The sequence below is a fragment of the Bradyrhizobium arachidis genome (genome assembly GCF_024758505.1).
Lineage (GTDB): Bacteria > Pseudomonadota > Alphaproteobacteria > Rhizobiales > Xanthobacteraceae > Bradyrhizobium > Bradyrhizobium manausense_C.
In genome coordinates this window covers 5,467,791-5,489,889 of sequence record NZ_CP077970.1, presented here as the reverse complement: position 1 = coordinate 5,489,889, position 22,099 = coordinate 5,467,791, and the positions used below count along the sequence as shown (strand labels likewise).

At 64.2% G+C, this 22,099-nt stretch carries 23 protein-coding genes; 9 read left to right on the top strand and 14 right to left on the bottom strand.

The features are described 5' to 3' along the window. Positions 1-43: 43 nt before the first annotated feature. Positions 44-826, top strand: coding sequence for a DUF169 domain-containing protein (locus KUF59_RS25440; RefSeq protein WP_212460911.1), 783 nt, complete (start codon positions 44-46; stop codon positions 824-826). Positions 827-838: 12 nt separating this feature from the next. Next, on the top strand, positions 839-2,017 hold the full coding sequence (locus KUF59_RS25435; protein WP_212460910.1) for a saccharopine dehydrogenase family protein: 1,179 nt from the start codon (positions 839-841) through the stop codon (positions 2,015-2,017). A gap of 165 nt (positions 2,018-2,182) precedes the next feature. Here KUF59_RS25435 and KUF59_RS25430 read toward each other — a convergent pair whose 3' ends face one another. Beyond that, the gene (locus KUF59_RS25430) at positions 2,183-3,379 is read right to left on the bottom strand and encodes an FAD-dependent monooxygenase (RefSeq protein ID WP_212460909.1); all 1,197 of its coding nucleotides are present in this window, start codon (positions 3,377-3,379) and stop codon (positions 2,183-2,185) included. Positions 3,380-3,526: 147 nt separating this feature from the next. On the opposite strand from KUF59_RS25430, the gene KUF59_RS25425 reads away from it, so the two are divergent. Next, positions 3,527-3,997 (top strand): MarR family transcriptional regulator, encoded by a 471-nt coding sequence (locus tag KUF59_RS25425; RefSeq protein WP_212461023.1) that lies wholly within the window; start codon positions 3,527-3,529, stop codon positions 3,995-3,997. Here KUF59_RS25425 and KUF59_RS25420 read toward each other — a convergent pair. The 3 genes from KUF59_RS25420 to KUF59_RS25410 form a co-directional block, all read right to left on the bottom strand. Further along, positions 3,972-5,240, bottom strand: a complete 1,269-nt coding sequence (locus tag KUF59_RS25420) for an O-antigen ligase family protein (RefSeq protein WP_212460908.1) — start codon at positions 5,238-5,240, stop codon at positions 3,972-3,974. The two genes, KUF59_RS25425 and KUF59_RS25420, sit on opposite strands and share 26 nt — an antisense overlap. Positions 5,241-5,390: 150 nt before the next feature. Beyond that, positions 5,391-6,917 (bottom strand): undecaprenyl-phosphate glucose phosphotransferase, encoded by a 1,527-nt coding sequence (locus KUF59_RS25415; RefSeq protein WP_212461022.1) that lies wholly within the window; start codon positions 6,915-6,917, stop codon positions 5,391-5,393. Positions 6,918-7,086: 169 nt separating this feature from the next. Next, entirely contained in the window at positions 7,087-8,220 is a 1,134-nt protein-coding gene (locus KUF59_RS25410; protein WP_212460907.1) for a glycosyltransferase family 4 protein, read from the bottom strand. Positions 8,221-8,425: 205 nt separating this feature from the next. Here KUF59_RS25410 and KUF59_RS25405 point away from each other — a divergent pair, with 205 nt between their 5' ends. After that, positions 8,426-10,750, top strand: a complete 2,325-nt coding sequence (locus KUF59_RS25405) for a GumC family protein (protein WP_212460906.1) — start codon at positions 8,426-8,428, stop codon at positions 10,748-10,750. 21 nt (positions 10,751-10,771) lie between these two features. Here the strand turns inward: KUF59_RS25405 and KUF59_RS25400 are convergent, their stop codons facing one another. The 5 genes from KUF59_RS25400 to KUF59_RS25380 form a co-directional block, all read right to left on the bottom strand. After that, positions 10,772-11,452 (bottom strand): uracil-DNA glycosylase family protein, encoded by a 681-nt coding sequence (locus KUF59_RS25400; protein WP_212460905.1) that lies wholly within the window; start codon positions 11,450-11,452, stop codon positions 10,772-10,774. Between the two features lie 26 nt (positions 11,453-11,478). Continuing rightward, the gene (locus KUF59_RS25395; RefSeq protein WP_212460904.1) at positions 11,479-11,943 is read right to left on the bottom strand and encodes a DUF805 domain-containing protein; all 465 of its coding nucleotides are present in this window, start codon (positions 11,941-11,943) and stop codon (positions 11,479-11,481) included. A gap of 73 nt (positions 11,944-12,016) precedes the next feature. Beyond that, positions 12,017-12,169: a hypothetical protein gene (locus tag KUF59_RS25390; protein ID WP_258767219.1), complete on the bottom strand. Its 153-nt coding sequence runs from the start codon at positions 12,167-12,169 to the stop codon at positions 12,017-12,019. Between the two features lie 194 nt (positions 12,170-12,363). Further along, on the bottom strand, positions 12,364-12,591 hold the full coding sequence (locus KUF59_RS25385; RefSeq protein WP_212460902.1) for a hypothetical protein: 228 nt from the start codon (positions 12,589-12,591) through the stop codon (positions 12,364-12,366). A gap of 415 nt (positions 12,592-13,006) precedes the next feature. After that, positions 13,007-14,194, bottom strand: coding sequence for a GNAT family N-acetyltransferase (locus KUF59_RS25380; protein WP_212460901.1), 1,188 nt, complete (start codon positions 14,192-14,194; stop codon positions 13,007-13,009). A 130-nt stretch (positions 14,195-14,324) separates the two neighbouring features. Between KUF59_RS25380 and KUF59_RS25375 the strand changes: the two genes are divergently transcribed. Further along, entirely contained in the window at positions 14,325-15,377 is a 1,053-nt protein-coding gene (locus tag KUF59_RS25375) for a polysaccharide deacetylase family protein (RefSeq protein ID WP_212460900.1), read from the top strand. Here the strand turns inward: KUF59_RS25375 and KUF59_RS25370 are convergent, their stop codons facing one another. Continuing rightward, positions 15,378-15,587: a DUF2842 domain-containing protein gene (locus tag KUF59_RS25370; protein WP_212403758.1), complete on the bottom strand. Its 210-nt coding sequence runs from the start codon at positions 15,585-15,587 to the stop codon at positions 15,378-15,380. It lies immediately after the preceding gene. Between the two features lie 111 nt (positions 15,588-15,698). On the opposite strand from KUF59_RS25370, the gene KUF59_RS25365 reads away from it, so the two are divergent. Beyond that, complete coding sequence (locus tag KUF59_RS25365) at positions 15,699-16,781, top strand: COX15/CtaA family protein (protein ID WP_212460899.1); 1,083 nt, start codon at positions 15,699-15,701, stop codon at positions 16,779-16,781. A gap of 2 nt (positions 16,782-16,783) precedes the next feature. On the opposite strand, the gene KUF59_RS25360 is transcribed toward KUF59_RS25365, so the two are convergent. The 4 genes from KUF59_RS25360 to KUF59_RS25345 form a co-directional block, all read right to left on the bottom strand. Further along, positions 16,784-17,128, bottom strand: a complete 345-nt coding sequence (locus tag KUF59_RS25360; protein ID WP_212460898.1) for a hypothetical protein — start codon at positions 17,126-17,128, stop codon at positions 16,784-16,786. Positions 17,129-17,291: 163 nt separating this feature from the next. After that, positions 17,292-18,572 carry an O-acetylhomoserine aminocarboxypropyltransferase gene (locus KUF59_RS25355; protein WP_212460897.1) on the bottom strand — a complete coding sequence of 427 codons (1,281 nt, stop codon included), beginning with the start codon at positions 18,570-18,572 and terminating at the stop codon, positions 17,292-17,294. A gap of 154 nt (positions 18,573-18,726) precedes the next feature. Continuing rightward, positions 18,727-19,326, bottom strand: a complete 600-nt coding sequence (locus tag KUF59_RS25350) for a CoA-binding protein (RefSeq protein WP_212460896.1) — start codon at positions 19,324-19,326, stop codon at positions 18,727-18,729. A 136-nt stretch (positions 19,327-19,462) separates the two neighbouring features. Then, positions 19,463-20,287 (bottom strand): enoyl-CoA hydratase, encoded by an 825-nt coding sequence (locus KUF59_RS25345; protein ID WP_212460895.1) that lies wholly within the window; start codon positions 20,285-20,287, stop codon positions 19,463-19,465. An 85-nt stretch (positions 20,288-20,372) separates the two neighbouring features. Between KUF59_RS25345 and KUF59_RS25340 the strand changes: the two genes are divergently transcribed. The 3 genes from KUF59_RS25340 (at position 20,373) to rpsI (ending at position 21,902) form a co-directional block, all read left to right on the top strand. Continuing rightward, positions 20,373-20,801: a PaaI family thioesterase gene (locus KUF59_RS25340; RefSeq protein ID WP_212403764.1), complete on the top strand. Its 429-nt coding sequence runs from the start codon at positions 20,373-20,375 to the stop codon at positions 20,799-20,801. A gap of 155 nt (positions 20,802-20,956) precedes the next feature. Continuing rightward, positions 20,957-21,421: a 50S ribosomal protein L13 gene (gene rplM, locus KUF59_RS25335; protein ID WP_140977640.1), complete on the top strand. Its 465-nt coding sequence runs from the start codon at positions 20,957-20,959 to the stop codon at positions 21,419-21,421. Between the two features lies 1 nt (position 21,422). Then, positions 21,423-21,902 carry a 30S ribosomal protein S9 gene (gene rpsI, locus KUF59_RS25330; protein ID WP_212460894.1) on the top strand — a complete coding sequence of 160 codons (480 nt, stop codon included), beginning with the start codon at positions 21,423-21,425 and terminating at the stop codon, positions 21,900-21,902. Positions 21,903-22,099 lie beyond the last annotated feature (197 nt).

Genomic DNA, 22,099 nt, shown 5'->3' with positions numbered 1-22,099 from the left:
AAAGAGCCAGAACAGAACAACGGCCCTTCGCCGGGAGGACAGCATGCAACACGAGATCGCCGATCCGATCGACCTCTCCGCCATCGTTGCTGACCTCAACAGCCTGTTGCGCCTGAAGACGAGCGTGATCGGCATGAAGCTGTTTGCGCGCGTCGAGGACATGGAGGCGATCCCGAAAATCCGCCGGCCGAGTGCGGTCCACACCACCGACCAGATCGTCAGCATGGCCTCGCGGCTCGGCTGGACGGTCGGCATCACCGGTGATGATCTCGTCGGCGCGCAGTGCCGCGCCGTGATCGGGCTCGCGCCGCAGGACGAAAAGTGGCTGTCGGGCGAAAACTATGTCGGCGTGTGGCACGGCACGGCGGAGGACGCGCGCAAGCGCCAGGAGGCGCTCGACGTGGTGCCGTTCGGCCAGTACAAGGCGCTTGCGGTGAGCCCGCTTGCGAGCGGCCGCCTCAACCCGCCGGACATCTGCATGGTCTATGCGACGCCGGGGCAGATGATCATCCTGATCAACGGGCTGCAATATACCGGCTACAAGAAGTTCGAATGGGGCGTGGTCGGCGAAACCGCCTGCGCGGATTCCTGGGGGCGGGCGTTCAAGACCGGCGAGCCCAGTCTGTCCTTGCCATGCTATGCCGAGCGGCGCTATGGCGGCGTGCCGGACGAGGAGATGCTGATGGCCCTGAAGCCCGAACATCTCGCCAAGGCGATCGTGGGCATGAAGGCGCTGGCCAAGAACGGTCTTCGCTATCCGATCCCGCCCTACGGGATCCAGAGCGATGTGCGTGCGGGCATGGGCGTGAGTTACGGAAAGAAGTAGAGGTTTTGGACCATGAGTTCCAAGAACTATGACATCGTCGTCTATGGCGCGACCGGGTTTACCGGTCAGCTCGTCGCCGAATATCTCGCGGCTCATTACAAGGCCGACAAGGATTTGAAATGGGCGATGGCGGGGCGCAGCCTCGACAAGCTCAAATCGGTGCGCGACGCGATCGGCGCGCCGGCCGACACACCGCTGATCGTCGCTGATGCCTCCGATCCGGCGACGCTGAAGGCGATGGTCGATCAGACGAAGTCGGTGATCACCACCGTCGGTCCGTATCAATGGTACGGCGAGGACCTGCTGGCCGCCTGCGTTGCCGGCGGCGTCGACTATTTCGATCTCTGCGGCGAGCCGGTGTGGATGCGGCAGATGATCGACAAGCACGAGGCGGCGGCCAAGGCGAGCGGCGCGCGCATCGTATTCTCCTGCGGCTTCGACTCGGTGCCGTTCGAGCTCGGCGCCTTCTTCGTGCAGGAGGAAGCCAAGCGCGTGTTCGGCGCGACGGCACCGCGCGTCAAAGGCCGCGTGCGCGACATGCGCGGCACGCTCTCCGGCGGCACGGCGGCGAGCGCGAAGGCGACGTTCGACGCGGTCGCCAAGGACATCAGCCTCGTCGCCATCCTGAATGACGCCTTCGCGCTGACGCCGGGCTTCACCGGTCCCAAGCAGCCGCGCGGCAACAGGGCGGCCTACGAAGAGGATCTGGGTTCGTGGGCCGCGCCGTTCATGATGGCGCTGATCAACACGCGCAACGTCCACCGCTCCAACATGCTGATGAGCTTTCCCTATGGCAAGCAATTCATCTACGACGAGATGGTGCTGACCGGCGCCGGCGAGAAGGGCGAGGCGAACGCCAAGAAGGTGATGGCTGTTAATGCCGAGAAGACCGGCCCGAACGCGCCGAAGCCGGGCGAGGGGCCCTCGAAGGAGGAACGCGAGAACGGCCGCTACGATCTGCTCTATGTCGCGATCGCGCCTGACGGCCGTCAGGTCCGCGCGGGCGTGAAGGGCGACCGCGATCCCGGCTACGGCTCGACCTCGAAGATGATCTCGGAATGCGCGATCTGCATGCTGCGCGACACCAGGGACGTGCCGGGCGGCTTCTGGACGCCGGGCGCGGCGATGCAGGGCAGTTTGATCAAGCGGTTGCAGGATCACGCCGGGCTGACGTTCCAGGTGGAGACGTAGTCGCGCCTTCGTAGGGTGGGTTAGCCCCGCGGATTGTGCAAAGCGCAATCCGCTAGGCGTAACCCACCACTTCTGTCGACGCGGAAAGAAAAGAGGTGGGTTACGCCTAGCGGTCTGCGCTTCGCGCAGCCGCGAGGCTAACCCACCCTACGGCAGCGTCGCTTGTTACGCCGCCCGCGCATCATACGCGTACATGAAATCCATGCTCTTGGCGCCGAGCGGCAAGAACCATTTCATCATCTGATTGCGGATCCACGCGCCGCTGGCGCTGAACTCGCGCTTGCTGCTGCCGTTGCGGCGGGCGATGGCGACGATCTTCTCCGCGCGCGGGCGGCGCTCGAGCTCAAAATTCTGGAAGGTGAGGCCGAGCTCCTGTCCCTGCATCATCAGCCGGCCGAGCCGCATCGCGTCCTCGAGCGCGAGCGAGGCGCCCTGGCCGGCATGCGGGCTGGTTGCATGTGCGGCATCGCCGATCAGCAATGAACGTTTGCGCGACCAGGTCGGCAGCGTCGCGACGTCGAGCGTGTCGGTCACCACGATGTTCTCGGCGACTTCGATGATCGCGGGGATCGGGTCGTGCCATCCCCTGTGGAAGTCGCGCAGATGCTGCTTCAGCGTCGATTGCTCCTGGCCGCGGAACGTTGCCGCATCCATGCCGTTTGCGGGCTGCGTGCTCCACCACATCGCGCCGTCCCTGGGGTCGGTGCTCCAGAATCCGTAACCGAAGAAGCCGCTGCGGCCAAACGTGGTCTCGACCCGCCCGCCGAGCGAAACGCCGTCGAGCACGGCGCGCGGTACAAATCCGCCAAAGCCGATCAGGCCGGTGTCGAAGGGCGTGGGACCATCAGGCACGACATGGCGGCGGACGGCGGAATGCACGCCGTCGGCGCCGATCAGGAAGTCGCCTTCGGCGCTGGTGCCGTCGGCAAAATGCGCGACGATCGGCTGGTCGCCGCGATCCTCGATGCCGACCAGGCGTTTTTCGAAGTAGAGCTCGGCATGCGAGCACCACGCCTTGTCGATGAGGATCTCGTTCAGCGTCGCGCGGCAGATGTTCACCGCAGGCTGGCCGAAGCGCCTTTCCATGTCGCGATTGATCGAGCCGAGCCGCGTGCCATCCTGGGCGTAGAAGTCGAAGGACTCCGCGACGGAGCCGCGGCCGATCAGCTCGCGGGCGAGGCCGAGCTCTTCCATCACGTGCATGCCGTTCGGTGCGATCTGGAGCCCGCCGCCGATGCCGGTGGAGTAGGGCCAGGCCTCGAAGATCTGCGCCTCGATGCCGGCGCGGCGGAGCAGGATCGCGGTGACGGGCCCGGCGATACCGGCGCCGATGATCAGGGCCTTGCGAGGACGGCTTTGCATGTCTTGCTCCCGAGGGTGGCTGGGTGCTAGGAAAATTATGGTCGCTAATTATCTTAGCGACTAAGAGATATAGTTGCTAAGATATGAGGCCGGTCCTTGTCAAGGGGAAAAGCGCGCACCGTGCTGCTTGGGGAACTCGAAGAGGCGATGCGTCGATCGTCGGCGCAGGGCGTGCTCTACGGCCAGGCGGTTGCCAACGTTGCCGGGATCTCCAATTCCGATCTCGAATGCATGGACTTTCTGAACCTGGAAGGACGGGCGACCGCAGGCCGGCTCGCCGAGGTCACGGGCCTGACGACCGGCGCCATCACCGGCGTCGTGGATCGGCTGGAGAAAGCTGGCTATGTGCGTCGCGAGCGCGATGACGCCGATCGCCGCAAGGTCTTCATCGTCATCGTGCCGGAGGCGACGGCGCAGATCGGACAGCTCTACGTGCCGATGCAGCAGGCGATGCAGAAGCTCTGGAGCCGCTATACCGACGAGGAGCTGCGCCTGTTGCTGCGGTTCGCTACTGACGGTTACAAGGGCGTGCTGGAAGCGACCGAGGCGCTGAAGACCGTCATCGACACGCCGCCGGAGAAGCGCGCCAGTCTCAAGACGCCGAAGTCTCGGCGTTGACAGACATGTCTGCGGGCACCTTGTAGGCCTGCGCCGCGGCGATCATGCCCCACATCGCGCCCAGCATCATCCAGAAGTGCCGCCAGTGATCGGTGTCGATCACGAAGCTCTCGCCGACGGTGCCGACGAAGGCCGAGAACACCGCGAGGTATGTGCGCTGCCAGGGCACGCGGACGAAGACGTGCCGGAAGCCGATGACGACGGTCGTGAACACCAGCGCCGGATAGAGCACGCCCGACAACCAGCCGCCGGACATGAAGGCGTTGAGGTAGGAGTTGTGGGTGTCCTCGGGAAAGTAGCGGTGGAATTGCAGCGGCCCGATGCCGAAGGGAAGGTCGAGCGCCATGTCGGCGCCGAGGATGTGGCGGCCGAAGCGGCCAAAGCGGCCTTCGTCGTAGCTCTGATCGAAGCTCGCGCGCTGCTTGAACATTTCTGCGGTGGCGTCGAACGACAGCAGCACCGCGATCAGCGCCAGCCCCAGGACCGCGGCGACGATGGTCATGATGATGATGCGCGAGCGCTGGGTGTTGCTCCGGCTGGTCAGCACCATCAGCGCTAGCATGAACGCTGCGGTCAGGACCAGGCCGCCCCAGGCCGCGCGCGAGAAGGCGAGAAGGATGGCGAGCGCCATGATGGCAAAGGCTATCGCGTTGCGGATCGCCTTGCCGGGCCGCTCCAAAACCACGCTCTGCAACACGAATAGCGACGGCAGGATCAGGAAGGCGCCGAGCACGTTCGGGTCCTTGAAGGTGCCGCGCGCGCGTCCATAAAGCGTCAGCAGGTCGTTTCCACCGGGGACGAGATGGAAGTAGCCCGCAACCGCGGAGATCGCGGCGACCATGGCGCCGACCACGAGCCCGCGCCTGAGCATATCGAGCCGCGCCGCCGTGTCCTCGGAGACGACCATGGCGAAGAACACCACGGTGAAAGCCATGTACCAGGAGGTCGCGATCCAGCTCGCCACCTCGCTCTGGCCGAGCAGCGGAATGGCACAGATGGTGTAGCCGATGTTGAGCAGGAACAGCGCCAGCACCAGCGGCATGAACACAAGTTGCAGCCGCAGGCCGGTCGCGAAGAAGGTGACCGTGGCAAGCAGTGTGGCGATTTCGTAGGGGCTCGGCTCGATGAAGACGACGGCGCCGCATGCGCCGACCAGCCAGACCAGCGCGCGCTGGAGCGCCAATACGCCGGGCGCAGCGGAAGCCGCTGCATTCATTCCCCCGGCTGTCGCCGCATAGGTCATCACACGCTCATACGCTTACGCAACTCGTACACAACACACTGCTGTCATCGCCCGGCTCGACCGGGCGATCCAGTACTCCGAGACGGTGAGTTCAATCTCGACGCCGCGGCGTACTGGATGCCCCGCCTTCGCGGGGCATGACGAAAGACCTCAATACGCATTCTCGTTCTTGGTCAGCAGCGACAACGGTGTCTTGAGGAAGATGTAGAGGTCGAACAGCACGGACCAGTTCTCGATGTAATAGAGGTCGAACTCGACGCGCTTCTGGATCTTCTCTTCCTTGTCGATCTCGCCGCGCCAGCCGTTGATCTGCGCCCAGCCGGTGATGCCCGGCTTTACGCGGTGGCGCGCGAAATAGCCGTCGACGGCCTCGTCGAACAGCCGGTGCTGGAATTTGCCCTGCACGGCGTGCGGACGCGGCCCGACCAGCGACAGATTGCCCTTGACTACGACGTTGAAGAGCTGCGGCAGCTCGTCGAGGCTGGTTTTGCGGATGAAGCGGCCGACGCGGGTGACACGCGGATCGTTCTTGGTCACGACCTTGGAAGCGGTCGGATCGGCCTGGTGGTGATACATCGAGCGGAACTTGTAGACGTCGATGCGCTCGTTGTTGAAGCCAAAACGCTTCTGGCGGAACAGGACCGGTCCCGGGCTGTCGAGCCTGACCGCAAGCGCGACCAGCGCCATGACAGGCAATGCGGCGAGCAGCGCAATGCCGCCGACGATGCGGTCGAACAGCCATTTCATCACCAGGTCCCAGTCGGTGATCGGCGCCTCGAACACGTCGAGCGTCGGCACTTCGCCGAGATAAGAATAGGAGCGGGGACGGAAGCGCAGCTTGTTGGTGTGCGCGGAGAGGCGGATGTCGACCGGCAGCACCCAGAGCTTCTTCAGCATCTCCAGGATGCGCGTCTCGGCCGAGATCGGCAGCGCGAACAGCACGAGGTCGACGCGGGTGCGGCGGGCGAATTCGACGATGTCGTCGACCTTGCCGAGCTTTGGCGCGCCGGCGCAGGTGTCGAGCGCGCGGCTGTCGTTGCGGTCGTCGAACACGCCGAGCACGTGGATGTCGGTGTCGTCCTGCGCCTTCAATGCTTCGATCAGCTCCTCGCCGTTGCGATCGGAGCCGACGATGATGGTGCGGCGGTCGAGCCGGCCGTCGCGCGCCCAGTTGCGGACCAGGTTGCGCAGGATCATCCGTTCGCCGACCAGCGCGACGAGACCGACGACGAAATAGGCGGCGAGCCAGACGCGCGAGACCTCGCCGCCGACCTTGGCGAAGAAGGAAACGCCGATGAACAGCAGGAAGACGAAGGACCAGGACGAGACCATCCGCGTCATCTGGCGCAGGTGGCCGCGGAAGAGTTCGACCTGATAGATGTCGGCGGCCTGGAAGCAGGCGATCGCGGCCGCGGTGATGCCGAAGATCGCGACGAGATACTCCCAATAGAAGCCCGACAGCGGCAGCACATAAAGCAGGTGCAGCGCGATGCCGACGACGCTGAGCAGCACGAAATCGGCGAGCCGCACGAAGCCGGCGATTACGATCGGCGAATAGGCCCTGAGGACTTTCTGATTGACCACGTCGAGCGCGGCCGGCGACAGCCGGCGCCGCCGTTCGACGAAGGGTTTTTCTGTCGGCGTGTCTGTCGCAGCGTTAGCTGCGTCCTCGAGCATCGAACGCGCGTTGATCGGTTCCACGGCCTTCCCAGTCCATTCCAGCGATCCCCCTGGCCATTGTTTTGGCTTGCCCATGCAGATGGGCACGCAGGCGCCAGGGCGGAACTCCCCTGGCTCTTCGCTTATCGGACAAATCGGAAGAAACTCTTAGCGTAGTAAATGACGGTTAATGATTGGCAAACGCGTCGCGGTAACCGGCCAGCACGCCTTCGACCATGGCCTGCTGGGAGAAATGCGCTGATATGCGCTCGCGCAGCGCCGTGGCACGTTGCGCGGTGACTTGCGGATTGTCCAGCGCAGCGCCGATTGCGTCAGCCATGGCGTCGGGAGTGCTCGGCGCAAACAGCGCGGCGCTGTCGGCGCCGAAGATCTCCGGGATGCCGCCGACGCGTGCGGCGATCATCGGAATGCCGGCGGCACCGGCCTCGATCACGACATAGGGCATGGAATCGCCGCGGGAGGGGACGACCAGCAACCGACCCTTGGAGAAGCCGTAGCGTGCCTTGACGTGGCCGATGAAGCGGATCGAACCGCCAAGGCCGAGTCTTTCGACCTGCGCCTTCAGCGCTGCGGTTTCCTCGCCGTCACCGCCGAGCGTCAGCGTGACCATCTTGCCGCCGGCATGCAGGCGCGCGACCGCGTCGACCAGGAGATCGGCGCCTTTGATGTGCCGGAACTCGCCGACATAGGCGAGGTCGGTCGCATCATCGGCCAAAGCCATCGGCTCGAATTCTTCCGGCGTCACACCGTTGAACACGCAGTGCACCACCCCCTTGGGCGTGCCGACGATGCGCTGATAGGTGTCGCGGGCAAACGCGCTCTCGAACAGGAACAAGTCAGTGCTGTTCATCAGCGTGCGTTCGAGCCGGGCGTAGAACTCGCCCTTGAAGGTATTGAGCGGGTAGTGCAGCGAGCCGCCATGCGGCGTGTAAATTCGGATGGTCTTGTCCCTGCGCCGGCGCAGGCGGACGAACGCACCGGCTTTCGCGCCGTGGCCGTGCAGGACGTCCGGCCTGAGTTTGCGGATCAGCGACATCATGCGCATCCAGACCAGCACGTCGTCGGGCGAGGGCTCGCGGCGGATCGCCATGCGATGCACGCCGAGCTTCAGGCGCGGCGCGAGATCGGCAAGCGCCTTCTCCGCGCGCTCGCCGCCGGTCAGGCTGTCAGCGAGGATACCGACATGATGTCCGCGATCGATCTGGCCGTTGGCGAGATCAAGGATGTGCCGAAAGATACCGCCGACGGGCGCGCGCACGGCGTGCAGGATGCGCAGCGGCTGGTCGAGAGACGGAGGCATGATCAAACCAGCGCTCGGGAGGCGAATTCACAACGAACCAAATATCAATCTGGATTAAGGGCCTTCATGGTTAAGAAACGGTGTTCTTGATGTCGTCGTTGGCGACGCACGTGTCCTGCGGCGCGCAATTAACCCAGCAGCAACCTTAATGGAGTGTAATCGCGCCGGTTGAGGTGGATGAGTGGCGTCCCCGCGGGAGTGTACGATGCGTCTGGCGTTCTGGCGTGGCTGGAAAGAGAGAGCGGCGATCAAACGGGCCGTTCCCAAGCCGCCCAAAGTGACAAAGCAGAAGGCCCCGGTCGAGAAGCCCGCAGCCGACGCACCCTTGGCGGAGACGGGCGATCTCGACCTGCGTCTGCTTGGTCGCGCGCTGGCGCGCCGGCGCGGCTGGATCATCGTGCCGACGGTGCTGGCGCTGGCGCTCTCTGCGGTCGGTGTCAACCTCGTTACGCCGCGCTTCAAGTCGGAAGCGCGCATCCTGGTTGACGGGCGCGAGAACGTTTTCATTCGACCGAACGGCGAGCGGACGGAAGAACGGCAGGCGCTCGACCCCGAGGCCGTCACCAGCCAGGTCCAGCTCGTGCTGTCGCGCGATCTTGCGCGCGAGATCATCAAGAAGAACAGGCTTGCCGAACGTCCCGAATTCGATCCGGTGCTCCAGGGCGTGACCCCGCTCAAATCCCTGCTGGCGCTGGTCGGCATCGGCCGCGACCCGTTCTCCATGACGCCCGACGAGCGCGTCATGGAAGCGTATTACGATCGCCTGACGGCCTACGCCGTCGACAAGTCGCGCGTGATCGTCGTGGAATTCCAGTCCTGGGACCCGGACCTGGCCGCGCGCGTCGCCAATTCGATCGCCGACGGCTATCTCGTGCTGCAGCAGAGCGCGCGGCAGGATCAGGCGAAATCGGCAAGCCAGTGGCTCTCGGGCGAGATCGAGACCCTGCGCAAGAAGGTCTCCGACGCCGAGTCGCGGGTGGAGGATTTCCGCTCCAAGTCGAGCCTGTTCGTCGGCACCAACAACACCACGCTGTCCAACCAGCAGATGGGCGAGGTGAACACCCAGCTCAACAATGCGCGCGCGATGAAGGCCGACACCGAATCCAAGTCGCGGCTGATCCGCGAGATGCTTCAGAGCGGCAAGCCGATCGAAGCGTCCGAAGTCCTCAATTCGGAGCTGATGCGCCGGCTTTCGGAGCAGCGTGTGACGCTGCGGGCGCAACTTGCCGAGCAATCGTCGACGCTGCTCGGCAACCATCCCCGCATCAAGGAACTGAAGGCGCAGCTCGCCGACCTCGACAATCAGATCCGCGACGAGGCCGGCAAGATCTCACGTGCGCTCGAAAGCGATGCCCGCATCGCCGACGGCCGGGTCCAGAGCCTGACCGCGAGCCTCGAGCAGCTCAAGAAGCAGGCCTCTTCTACCAACGGTCAGGACGTCCAGCTCCGCGCACTGGAGCGCGAGGCCAAGGCGCAGCGTGACCTCCTGGAATCGTATCTGGCCAAGTTTCGCGAGGCCAACACGCGCGAGACGATCGACGTGACGCCGGAAGGCCGCATCATCTCGCGCGCCACCGTATCAAATACGCCGGCCTATCCGAAGAAGCTGCCGATCGTGCTGATCGCCACGCTGGCGACGTTGCTGCTGAGCTCGGGCATCGTGGTCACCGGCGAATTGCTGCGCATGACCGCGCCGCGTCCCGCGGCACCCGTCGCCCCGGTGACGGTCGCGCAAGCCCCGGCTGCCGTCGTCGCCGTTCCCGCGGTGGAGTCGCCGCCCATGGCAGCGCCGATGCCGGCTTCGCCTGCGCGCATCGAACCCGTCATCGAGCCGGTCGTCGCCGCGCCGCCGATCGCACCGGTGCAGGCGCCAGCGCCAGCGCCGCTACGCCCTCAGCAGGCGATCGCGCCGGATCCGGTCTCGCGCGAGCTCGCCGAGGTCGAACGTCTCGCCACGCGCTTGCGTGCCGCAGGCCCTGCGGGGCGCAAGGTTACCGTGCTCGGCACGGCGCCCAGTGAGAGCATCACGCTGACCGCGCTGACGCTGGCGCGCTTCCTTGCCCGTGACGCGCGCGTCGTTGTCGTCGATCTGGCGGCTTCGACACCGACGATGTCGGCGGTGTCGGCCGATCCGTATGCCCCGGGCCTTGCCGAATTGATGCAGGGCCAGGCCTCGTTCACGGAGATCATCACCAAGGACCGGCTGTCGCGCGTGCAGATCGTCAACGCGGGCCGGCCCGGCTTCGATCGCAACCTCTTGCAGTCGCCACGCGTCACGCTCGCGGTCGACGCGCTGCTGCGGGTCTACGACCACGTCCTGCTCGATGCCGGCACGGCATCGGACCTCCCGGCCGAACTGCTGACGGCGCATGCCCGCGCCGTCGTGGTGCCGGACGCTTCGATGGCCGCGGACGCCCGCGCGCTGATGAGCACGCAGCTCGGGGCGGTCGGTTTCAGCGAGGTCGTGATGCTGACGAGGCCTGTGCAGCCGTCGGATGCGCCGACGCCCGGCCCGCGCGTGGCGGCGTAGTTTTTTAACGCTCGATCTCCATCACGGCTTCTCGCCCTTCGAGCGATCAAGCATCTCCTGAATCAAAGGCGTCGGATCGGCCGCTGGATTGGTCCAATCGGCGATGCTTGGGTGGGTGGCGACGATGACGATCTGGCTTCCCGCACGGTAAGCCTTGGTCGCCCAGCCGCGACTGTTCGTCTCGACAAACCGCGCAATCGGTCGCTCATTCGCTTTGAGCTTGCGGTTGAGCAGGCTGCCAACGGTCTGCCCGAAACAGACGATCACCTTCGGATTGAGGGAGGCGATCACTGCTTCGTGGAAAGGCCAGCACTGATCGACGAGCACGTTGACGTCAGCGCCCAAATTCGCTTCGCGGCGACTGCGCATGAAGATCAGATTGCTCGCGGGCGTTTCGCGAGGATCGCGTCCGAGCTGGCGCAGCATGTGAAGGACACGCGGCTGCATCTGGTGCGTGCCCGGTCGCTTGTTTCGCCAGCTTTCGTCGCTATAGGCGGACCAGCGATCTGGGAGCTGCAACAGGACTCGCGCAGTTTCGGCGCCGATTGTTTCGGTCGCCTGCCTGACCGGGTCGCCCCCGGGGTTCAATCCGATGAGGTACAGGTCAGCGGGACGACTGAAGGCGGTGCGCCCCGAATAAAAGACTTTTCCAGACTGGCGGTTGAGGGCTGGATCAATTTTTTCCGCGAAATGTTCAATCATTTGCCTACCTTCGCCGTTTAGCGGGTTTAGTCTCTTTCGAAACGCGGTTCGACACGCGGCTCGAATTGCACGCGACCGGCGTGCGGCGCGAGCGGGTCGTCACCCCACTGGTTCGGTCCCTTGCTGCCTTTCGGCAGACAGATAAAGAGGTTGATGAACTGCGCCAACGCTCTGGTGCCCCTCTTCATTGCGGCCAAGTCGGCATCGCTGGAGCCGCTATAACCCATCCAGAATTGTACAACGAGCAGCGTCAGAACGGGCACCCAATACACCAGTTGAAACCACGCGCTGCGGTCGCTGTCGTGCAGCCTTGCCGTCATCAGGTTGGACTGCATCCAGAACGCCACCGGCAGGAACAGCAGCAGGTAGGACATCGTCGGCACGAGCTTGTCGAATCCGACATAATTGCTCAAGACGTTTGCGGTGAACGTCGTCAGCAAAGTGAGGCCGAGTCCTCTTTTTGCTTCTCTCGAATTGCGAGCTGCGTCCATGCAGCTCTCCCGACGCCCCGACCCCGGTAGGCTTGCGCCGCCGGGGACAAGGTCCGGAAGCTTGCTCACGGCACTACGTGGTGGAGACCGGGCTTGCCTCCATTTGCTCCATCAGGTTGCGAATAAATTTCCCGCCGCCTTGCTTGGTGTTCCAGCCGATATGCCTTTGCTTACGATGCTCCCATTCGATCTTCGCGGCTTCGAAGCGAGTGAGGTTCTCTGCCAACCATGTAACGACGAAGCCTGCGGGTATTCGTCTATTTTGACGATGCTCCCGCTCTCTCGTCTTCCGTCGCTTGTTGGACACGATGCCCACGTAGCCTTGGGACATAGGATCGGTGTGGTCTGGCATGTGGAGCCAGTACACACAGTGTATTGGCTCGCCATCGGAAGGCTTTGGGTTCTGTAGCGACATCATTCTCACGCGGCCTTCCGCACTTTGGCTTCCTCGACGACCACGTCGATCATCTGCCGGTAGGCGTTGCGGCCTCCGGCGATGGACATGAAGCGCCAATCTCGGCTGACATTGGCGCGGCGCTCGCCGATCCGCACCACGGCGAACGAGAGCTTCAGCGCTTTCGCGAACGCCGCAGTTTCAGAAGAGCGTGCTTGCTGGGTTGCCCGTAGCCCCGACCATCGAGAGAGCATTTGCCCTCGAGGAAAACTCTGCCGAGCGAATCGCATCGCAATGGGCGCGCGCGACAACGCATTGCATAGTTCCAGCGATCTACGATGTAGGATGGACCGGCGGACCGTTCTTGCGATTGTTCGCCATTTTCTTGTTCAATCGTGCCAAGAGCTGTAGCGCCGATTGCACGAGGCGGCGTGCGGGCTTGTCTGGACCGGGTCCAGTCGCCACGATAGGCCAATGCTTGAACGGTGGTTGGAAAAAGGAAAACGCGCGGCCCGGCTAGGCCGTGACCGTGAGCTAAGCTGCCGGGAAACCGCTTGCAAGGGACGCAGGATGGACGCCGATTCCCATTTCTTTCAACGCGGTAGGTAGAGTGACATCTTCCCACAACGGGAGAAGGGAAGAGGGCATCGTTCTTGAAAGGAGCCGTTCCTACCCGAACGCGCGACGCAATCTTTGCGCGAGCTCGAACAGCATCTGGTTCTGCTTGACCAGGCGCTTGCCGTGATTGAGCGAGGACATCGCCATTGCCGCGAGCCTGCCGCGCGAAGTGAGCGGCACAAAGCTGTCAAAGGTTGCTTCGTCGCCCTTGCAGAACATCCGCTTGTAATCGTCCGTTCCGATGCCGAGATCGAGCGTGCGGTAGCCGCGCTCGGCGTAGCGGTCGATGATGTTGCGCATCAGGATCAGGCCGGGGCTGTAGCGCGAATGTTCCGACATCGTGTAGGTGTTGAACATCATCGAAAAGCGGTGGCCGTCGGCGACGCCGGCGAAGATCGCGATCACCTCGTCGTCGCATTCGAGTGCATGGAGGTCGATGACGCGGCCGTCGCCGCGTGGCTCGAGGCAGGCGCTGCGGATGAACGCCTCGACGCCAGCTTCGGCAAACACGTTCGGCAGCTTCTGCTCGGCCATCCTGACAGGCTTGACGCAGAAGAACCAGTCGAGCAGGCGGGTGATGTCGTCGTCCGTTGCGGCGACATGATAGCGGTAGCCGGCGAGCGTCTGGAGCTTCTTCTCCTTGCTCTTCAGCCGCCTGCGGAACGAGTTGCTGATCCGCGTCGCCGGCGCGCCGCCGGGGGGCATCGTCAGCAGCGGGCAGCCGTTGATCGAATTCTGGCGCGGCAGAGCGACAAGCGGGTTCGGCCGGTCGTGCCAGGCGAGCGGCTGCTGCGTCAGCGCGAGCACGTCGACGTCTCCGCGCGCGCGTAAGGCCGCGAGCAGAACGTCGATATCGGCGGGGCTAGCCTGTGCGGCGAAATCGCCATCCCACAGCCCCATGTTGAAGGTTGTGTGCTTGCCACCCATGAAGCAGGCAGCGCGCACGCCATGGTTCTGATGCAGGGACAGCGGCAGGAGGAAAAGCGGCCGGCGTTCGGCATCGCGCGCGATCACGATGAAGGGCTGCGCGCCCTCATGCTCGCCGACCAGCCGCTGCCAGGGAGCGAGCAGATCAAAGCGCTGATAGGGTGTTGAGAGATGGCCGGCATCTTCGAGCGAGCGCCAGATCGGCTCGGCTGCGGAAAGATCGGCGACGATATCGACCTCAGCGATACGGCTCGCTTTCGACCGCGCTGGCGCGTCTGCCGTCCGGCTTTGCATCGCCGCAGCCATGGTCATTCGCAAAACCTGTCGGACAAGGAAAATTTACGGTTTTCGGCCTCGGGCGACCTTTGCAAAGAAGTGTCAACAAAGAGTAAGGACAATCGGGAGGGGACACGGGCCGCTGGCGCTCGCTTGAGGGTGGATCTTGGAATCCGACAACAGATGGCTGGAACGGCTGCGCCTCGAGGCCGCCTGGTTCACCGGCCAGGCCTGGCTGCACGGGCGCAAGGCCGGCGGAGCAGGCGCGATTCTGCGCTTCCAGCGCGTGCGGCCGCGGCAGAGCGGGCGGTTCCAGCCGCTCATCGCCGGCGAGATCACGCCAAAATTCCTCGATCGTGTGCTGCGGGCGCTGAAGCGCTGGAAGTTCGACATCGTCGGCATGGACGAGGTCTGCCGGCGCGCGGTGACGCTGCCCGAGCGGCGGCGGTTCGTGGCGCTGACCTTCGATGGCGCCACCAGGGATCTGATCGATTTTGCCTATCCAGTGCTGTCGCGGCACGGCGTGCCGTTCACGATCTACGTTCCGACCGCGTTTCCGGACGGCGTCGGCGAGGCCTGGTGGCTCGGGCTCGAGAAGGTGATCGCCAGCGAAAGCCGCATCAGCCTGATGATGGACGACAAGGAGCAGCGTTTTGTGGTGACTGGCCACGCCGAGAAGCAGCAGCTTTTTGATTTCATCGAGGCCTGGCTCAGGAAGCTGCCGCCGCAGGCGCTGTCGGCGGCGATCAACGATCTCTGCAAGCGTTACCGCGTCGATCTCGCCAGCCTGTCGCGCGAAGCGTCGATGAACTGGAGCGATCTTGCGAGGCTCGCCGCCGATCCGCTGGTCACGATCGGAAGCGCGACCGTAAACTACGCCGCGCTCGCCAACATGAAGGACACTGTTGCCGCGCGCGAGATGGCGATGGGCAAGGCGGTGGCGGAATCCGCGTTCCACCGCGAGATCAGGCATCTGGCATTTCCGTTCGGCGACCGCGATTCCTTTCGCAGGACGCATGTCGTGATGGCCGAGGAGGCGGGCTTTGCCAGCGCGGTGTCGACGATCCCGGGGATCGTCGATGTCGAGGGGCGCACCAACCTGCGCGCGCTGCCGCGGATCTCCTGGGACGGAAGGCGGCGCTCGCTGCGGATGATGCGGGTGCTGTTGTCAGGCGCGGCCTTCGCGCCGGTGAAGCCGACGCCCGGCGGCCACAACTGATCAGGCGCGATTGGGCCGCTGCATCCAGCTCACGATCGGCATCGCCGGCAGCACCCAGCCCATGCCGACGACGACGTAATAGATCGCCTGCCGCCAGCCGGAACTTGCGATCCAGGCATTCTGGGCCAGGACCATGCCGACCAGTGCCCATACGGTGGCCAACACCAGGAGTGCGATAGCACCGAGGAACTTGCGGGTGCGAATTGTCATGCCGAAGTTTGCTGTGTCTGGCGCAAGCTTGCGCTGCGGGAGCGGGGGACTATAAGGGGCGCGCAGTTTGGTTCAAGCCTTGTTGGCTCACACTCTGGTTTTCGACCCGAAATGACGACGATTCCGCTCCAAAAGGACCCGCACCGTGCGGTGCGCTGGTGGCTCGTGTCGGTGGCCGCGCTGATCGCGCTGATGGTGCTAGTCGGCGGCGCGACGCGGCTCACCGAGTCCGGATTGTCGATCGTGGAATGGAAGCCGGTCACCGGCAGCGTGCCGCCACTGAGCGAAGCGCAGTGGACCGAGGCGTTCGAGGCCTACAAGAAGATCCCGCAATATCGCGAGCTCAATGCCGGGATGAACCTGCACGAGTTCAAGACGATCTTCTGGTGGGAGTGGAGCCACCGCCTGCTCGGGCGCTTCATCGGCGCCGCCTATCTGTTGCCGTTCCTGTTCTTCCTGTGGCGCGGCGGCCTGTCGGTCGACTTGAAGCGCCGGCTGTGGCTGCTGTTCGGCCTCGGCGCGCTCCAGGGCACGGTCGGCTGGTGGATGGTGGCCTCGGGCCTCACCGAGCGCGTCGAAGTCTCGCAATATCGGCTGGCGACGCATCTGTCGCTCGCGCTCCTGATCTTCGCGGGCATCGTCTGGACAGTGCGGCGCCTTGGCGCGCAGCCGCAGATCGTTGCGCCAGCGCGGCTGAAGGCGACGAGCGCGGTCATTCTGGTCGTCACGTTCGTGCAGCTCTATTTCGGCGCGCTGGTCGCGGGCCTGAGGGCAGGGCGCGTCTACAACACCTGGCCCGACATCGACGGCGCCTTCATCCCCTCCGCCGAGCGGCTGTGGTTCGAGACGCCGTGGTGGCGCAATCTGTTCGACAATGTGCTGACCGTGCAGTTCGAGCACCGCATGACGGCCTATCTGCTGTTCACGCTCGCCGTATTCCACACGATCGACGCCATCGGCGCGCGCGCCGGCCGGGTCGCCAGCGGGGCCGCGTTGCTGTTGGCAGCGGTGAGCGTGCAGGCGGTGCTCGGCATTCTCACGCTGCTCAACGAAGTCCCGATCGGGCTTGCGCTCGCCCATCAGGCGGTCGCGATCGTCGTGTTGACGCTGGCGGTCATTCAGGTCGAGCGGATGGCATCGCGCAAGCCCGCGGAAGTGCATCCGCGCGTCGTGCCAGTCGGCCAGCCCAGTTGATTTCAGCAATAGCCGTAGACGCCGCAGGCGTAAGGTAGCCGCCAGAAGTAGTCGACCTGCGGGCCGCCATAATAGGCGCCCTGATAGTCGTAGCTCCAGGCGCGGCCATAATAACCCGGCAGGGCCGCGGAGCCCGGCAGCAGCGGCGTGCCGGGCAGATTGCGGATGTAGCTGCCGACGCCATAGGCCGGCGAGATCAGGGAGTCCGCCTCGACCTCGGTGACGATTTCGCGCGGCGGCGGAGGTGGCGCGGCATAGCGCTTCTTCGGCACGGTCGGCATGTCGGCCGCAAGCGCGCCCGAGACAGTCAACATCGCCGCAAGGGCAGGCGTCATCCAGCGCAGCATTGTCGGCTCCGAATCAAGGATCGTGATCCGGAGCCAATCTATGCCTAGGGTGGTTAATGACTGTTAACTGGAGTCGTCATTCCGGGGCGGTGCGAAGCACCGAACCCGGAATCTCGAGATTCCGGGTTCGCGCTTGCGCGCGCCCCGGAATGACAGTGGGCGCTTACGCGCTCAGCGCCTGCTCGAGATCGGCGATCAGATCTTCCTTGTCCTCGATGCCGATCGAGAGCCGCACCACGTCGGGGCCGGCGCCCGACTTGACCTTGGCGGCGTCGTCGAGCTGGCTGTGCGTGGTCGAGGCCGGATGGATCACCAGCGAGCGGGTGTCGCCGACATTGGCGAGGTGCGAGAACAGTTTCAGGTTCGACACCAGGCTGACGCCGGCGTCATAGCCGCCCTTCAGGCTGAAGGTGAAGACGGCGCCCGCGCCCTTCGGCGAATATTTGCGGGCGAGCTGATTGTACTTGTCGCTCGAAAGGCCCGCATAGCTCACGGAGGAGACCGCCGGATGTCCCGAGAGGAATTCCGCGATGGCTTTTGCGTTGTCGCAGTGCTTCTGCATGCGCAGCGGCAGCGTCTCGATGCCGGTGAGGATGAGGAAGGCGTTGAAGGGCGACAGCGCCGGCCCGAGGTCGCGCAAGCCGAGCACGCGGCAGGCGATCGCGAAGGCGAAATTGCCAAAGGTCTCGTGCAGCTTGATGCCGTGATATTCCGGGCGCGGCTCGGACAGCATCGGATATTTGCCGGCCTTCGACCAGTCGAAGGTGCCGGCATCGACGATGACGCCGCCGATCGAATTGCCGTGGCCGCCCAAAAATTTCGTCAGCGAGTGCACGACGATGTCGGCGCCGTGATCGATCGGGCGGATCAGATAGGGCGAGGCGAGCGTGTTGTCGACGATCAGCGGCACGCCGGCCTTGCGGGCGACGGTGGAGATCGCCTCGATGTCGGTGATGCTGCCGCCGGGATTGGCGATGGACTCGATGAAGATCGCTTTGGTGCGCGGCGTCACTGCGCGCTCGAAGCTCGCGATGTCATCGGAATCGGCCCACACCACGTTCCAGCCAAAACTCTTGAAGGAATGGGTGAACTGGTTGATCGAGCCGCCATAGAGCTTTCGCGCCGCGATGAATTCATCGCCGGGCTGCAGAAGCTGCTGCATCACCACGACCTGCGCGGCATGGCCCGAGGCGACCGCGAGCGCGGCGGTGCCGCCCTCGAGCGCCGCGACGCGCTCCTCCAGCACGGCATTCGTGGGGTTGCCGATGCGGGTGTAGATGTTGCCGAAGGACTGCAAGCCGAACAGCGAGGCCGCGTGGTCGGCGTCGTTGAAGACGAAAGAGGTCGTTTGATAAATCGGGGTCGCGCGCGCACCGGTGGTCGGATCGGGCTGTGCACCGGCATGCACGGCGAGGGTTGAAAATCCCGGAAGGCGATCGCTCATAATCTTTCGTCCTGTTCTTGTGGCTCTCTGAAAATCGCGCGGCATGCTGATCGCGGCGGGGTCCGCCGTCAAGGCATCGCAGTCACCAAGATCTTGTTCGAAACGGCCGTGCTTCGCTATGTCGCGTTCGCGAAACGAATCTTTCGCGATCGTGTCAGCTCTGTTCGGTCTTGTTCTTGTCAGCCGTAATCTTGGCGGCGCGGTCGGACGCGGCGGTCTCGCCGCCGCCCACGCTCATGCGATTGAGAGACAGTCGCATGCCTTGCGTCGGCGCCGGCGGACGCTTGGAGGAAAGCGTGCGCGAATTGACACCCATCCAGGATATTTCCGACGACAGCCGGCCATATTCGATTTTCGGGCAGCGGTTCATCACGACCTTGATACCGGCGGCCTCGGCCTTCTCGGCCGCGGCGTCGTCGCGCGCCCCTAACTGCATCCAGATCACCTTCGGCAGCGGATCGAGCGTCAAGGCTTCCTCGACCACCGGCATGATGTGGCTGGAGTTGCGGAAGATGTCGATCATGTCGACGGGGCGGCCGAGGTCGCGCAGCGAGGCAATGAAGGGCTTTCCGAGCAGCTCCTTGCCGACATGGCCGGGATTGACGGGGATCATATCGTAGCCGCGCTGTGCCAGATATTTGAATGCAAAGTAGCTCGGACGCACGTTCACCGGCGAGGCGCCGACCATCGCGATCGACTTCACGCTGTTGAGGATGCCGCGGATGTAGTTATCGGGGTAGGTGTCGTGGTTCATCACTGGTCTTTTCTTGCTGTCATTGCGAGCGAAGCGAAGCAATCCAGTCTGTCAGCGTTGCGCGAGCTCTGGATTGCTTCGCGGAGCCTGTCATCGGGCCGCGCTCGCGCGGACCCGTTGGCTCGCAATGACGGGATCACTTGTCTTCCCATTTCGGCTCGCGCTTTTCGATGAACGCGCCGATGCCTTCCTCGGCGTCGCGCGCCATCATGTTCTCGGTCATCACCTCTGCCGCATAGCGATAGGCATCGGCAAGGTTCATCTCGACCTGGCGGTAGAAGGCCTCCTTGCCGAGCTTGACGGTGTAGGCGGATTTCAACGCAACCTGTTGTGCGAGCTCCAGCGCCGCCGCGAGTTCCGTGCCGGCCGGCACCACGCGGTTGACGAGGCCGATCTCGCGGGCGCGCTCGGCCGGGACCGGCTCGCCGGTGAGCAGCATCTCCATTGCCTGCTTGCGCGGCACGTTGCGCGACAGCGCCACCATCGGCGTCGAGCAGAACAGGCCGATATCGACGCCCGGCGTGGCGAAGCTTGCGGCCTCCGAGGCGACCGCGAGATCGCAGCTCGCGACGAGCTGGCAGCCGGCCGCCGTCGCGATGCCCTGGACAGCGGCGACCACCGGCTTCGGCAGGAGCACCACGGCCTGCATCATCGCGCTACAGGCATTCATGAGCTGCGCAAAATAGGCCCGGCCGCGATCGGGGTCAGTGCGGTGTGCGGTGAGCTCCTTCATGTCGTGGCCGGCGGAGAATGCGGGGCCGTTGGCCGCGATCACCACGCCGCGAACGTCCTTGTCATCCCTGATCTCATTGAGCTCCGCGTGCAGGCCTGCGATCATCGCCTCCGTCAGGCTGTTGCGCGCGGCCGGCCGGTTGAGCGTGATGATCGCGATGCTGCCGATCGTTTCGCGCAGCAGGATCGGCGATTGCGGGGAGGGGGCACGGGCGGCCTGGATGGACATCGGCGGATTCCAGTTGCGGAGATTCCAGTTGGATGACGCACATAACTTAATGTAACAGGCGAAGTGAAGCGAGGCGGGGGACGGCATGGCAGCAGCGAAAATGAGCGTGGCGGAGGTCGAGCAGTTCTTGCGCGACGAGTTTCCCCAGGCCTTCAGCGGCGACGACATCACCATCGAGAGCGCCGACGGCCAGACCTGTCTTTTGCGCCAGCGCTTCAGCGAAAGGATGCTCCGGCCGGGCGGAACCGTCTCGGGCCCGACCCTGATGGCGCTTGCCGATTTCGCGATGTACGTGGTGCTGCTTTCGGCGATCGGGCCGGTCGGCCTCGCCGTCACCACCAATCTCAACATCAATTTCCTGCGCAAGGGTCTGCCCGGCCAGGACGTGCTGGCGGAGGCGCGGCTGTTAAAACTTGGCAAGCGCCTGGCGGTGGGCGAGGTGAACCTCCTGTCCGGCACGTCTCCCGACCCGATTGCCCACGTCACATCCACCTATTCCATTCCAAATGTTTGAGCTTTTCTGCGGTATTATAACACCATATTTTTAAGCAATTGATTTTACTGCGGTAATTTATGCTGCGGGGCATTGACCCGCGCGCGTCCCTTCACTAGAAACCGCGCAGTTCGGTGCGACGTCCGCGCCGCCATCTCCCTCACGGAAATTCTGATATGAAAACCTTTTCGGCAAAGCCTGCCGAGGTGACGAAGAAGTGGGTGCTGATCGACGCCAAGGGTCTGGTCGTCGGCCGTCTCGCCACCATCGTCGCCATGCGGCTGCGCGGCAAGCACCTCCCGACCTACACGCCCCACGTCGACTGCGGCGACAACGTCATCATCGTCAACGCCGCGCACGCGGTTCTGACCGGTCGCAAGCGCGAGCAGAAGACCTACTACAAGCACACCGGCTACGTCGGTCATGTGAAAGAGCGCACCGCGAAGCAGATCCTCGAGGGCAAGTATCCCGAGCGCGTGGTCGAGAAGGCCATCGAGCGCATGATCCCGCGCGGTCCGCTCGGCCGTGTCCAGATGGGCAATCTCCGCGTCTATGGCGGAGCCGATCATCCGCATGAGGCGCAGTCGCCCGAGAAGATCGATATCGCCAAGTTGAACCGCAAGAACACGAGGGCCGCATAATATGGCCGAATCCATCCAGTCGCTCGACCAGCTCTCCCAGCTCAAGACGGCGGCGGCGCCCGATGCGCCCAAGCACGAGAAGAAGGTCGACAAGTTCAACCGCGCCTACGCCACCGGCAAGCGCAAGGACGCGGTCGCCCGTGTCTGGATCAAGCCGGGCGCCGGCAAGGTCACGGTCAACGCGCGCGAAGTCGAAGTTTACTTCGCCCGTCCGGTGCTGCGCATGATGATCCAGCAGCCGCTGGTCGCCGCGGCCCGCGCCGGCCAGTACGACGTGATTTGCACCGTCGCCGGCGGCGGCCTCTCCGGCCAGGCCGGTGCCGTGCGTCACGGCATCTCCAAGGCGCTGACCTATTTCGAGCCGGAGCTGCGGACCGTGCTCAAGAAGGGCGGGTTCCTGACCCGCGACTCCCGCGTGGTCGAGCGCAAGAAGTACGGCAAGGCCAAGGCCCGCCGCTCCTTCCAGTTCTCCAAGCGCTAATCGCTTCGGTAAAATTCGTCGCGAAAGCGGCTTCAATGAGATGCAAAAGGGCGCCGATTTCGGCGCCCTTTTTGTTGGTCGTTTGTGAACAAATTAATCCTGTCTTTCGCGAAAACTTGCGCGCCAATGAAAACCTCAATGGAACCCGCGAGACATAGCGTCGCAATCGGAAGGGCGCGTCATCAATGGGCTGAGCG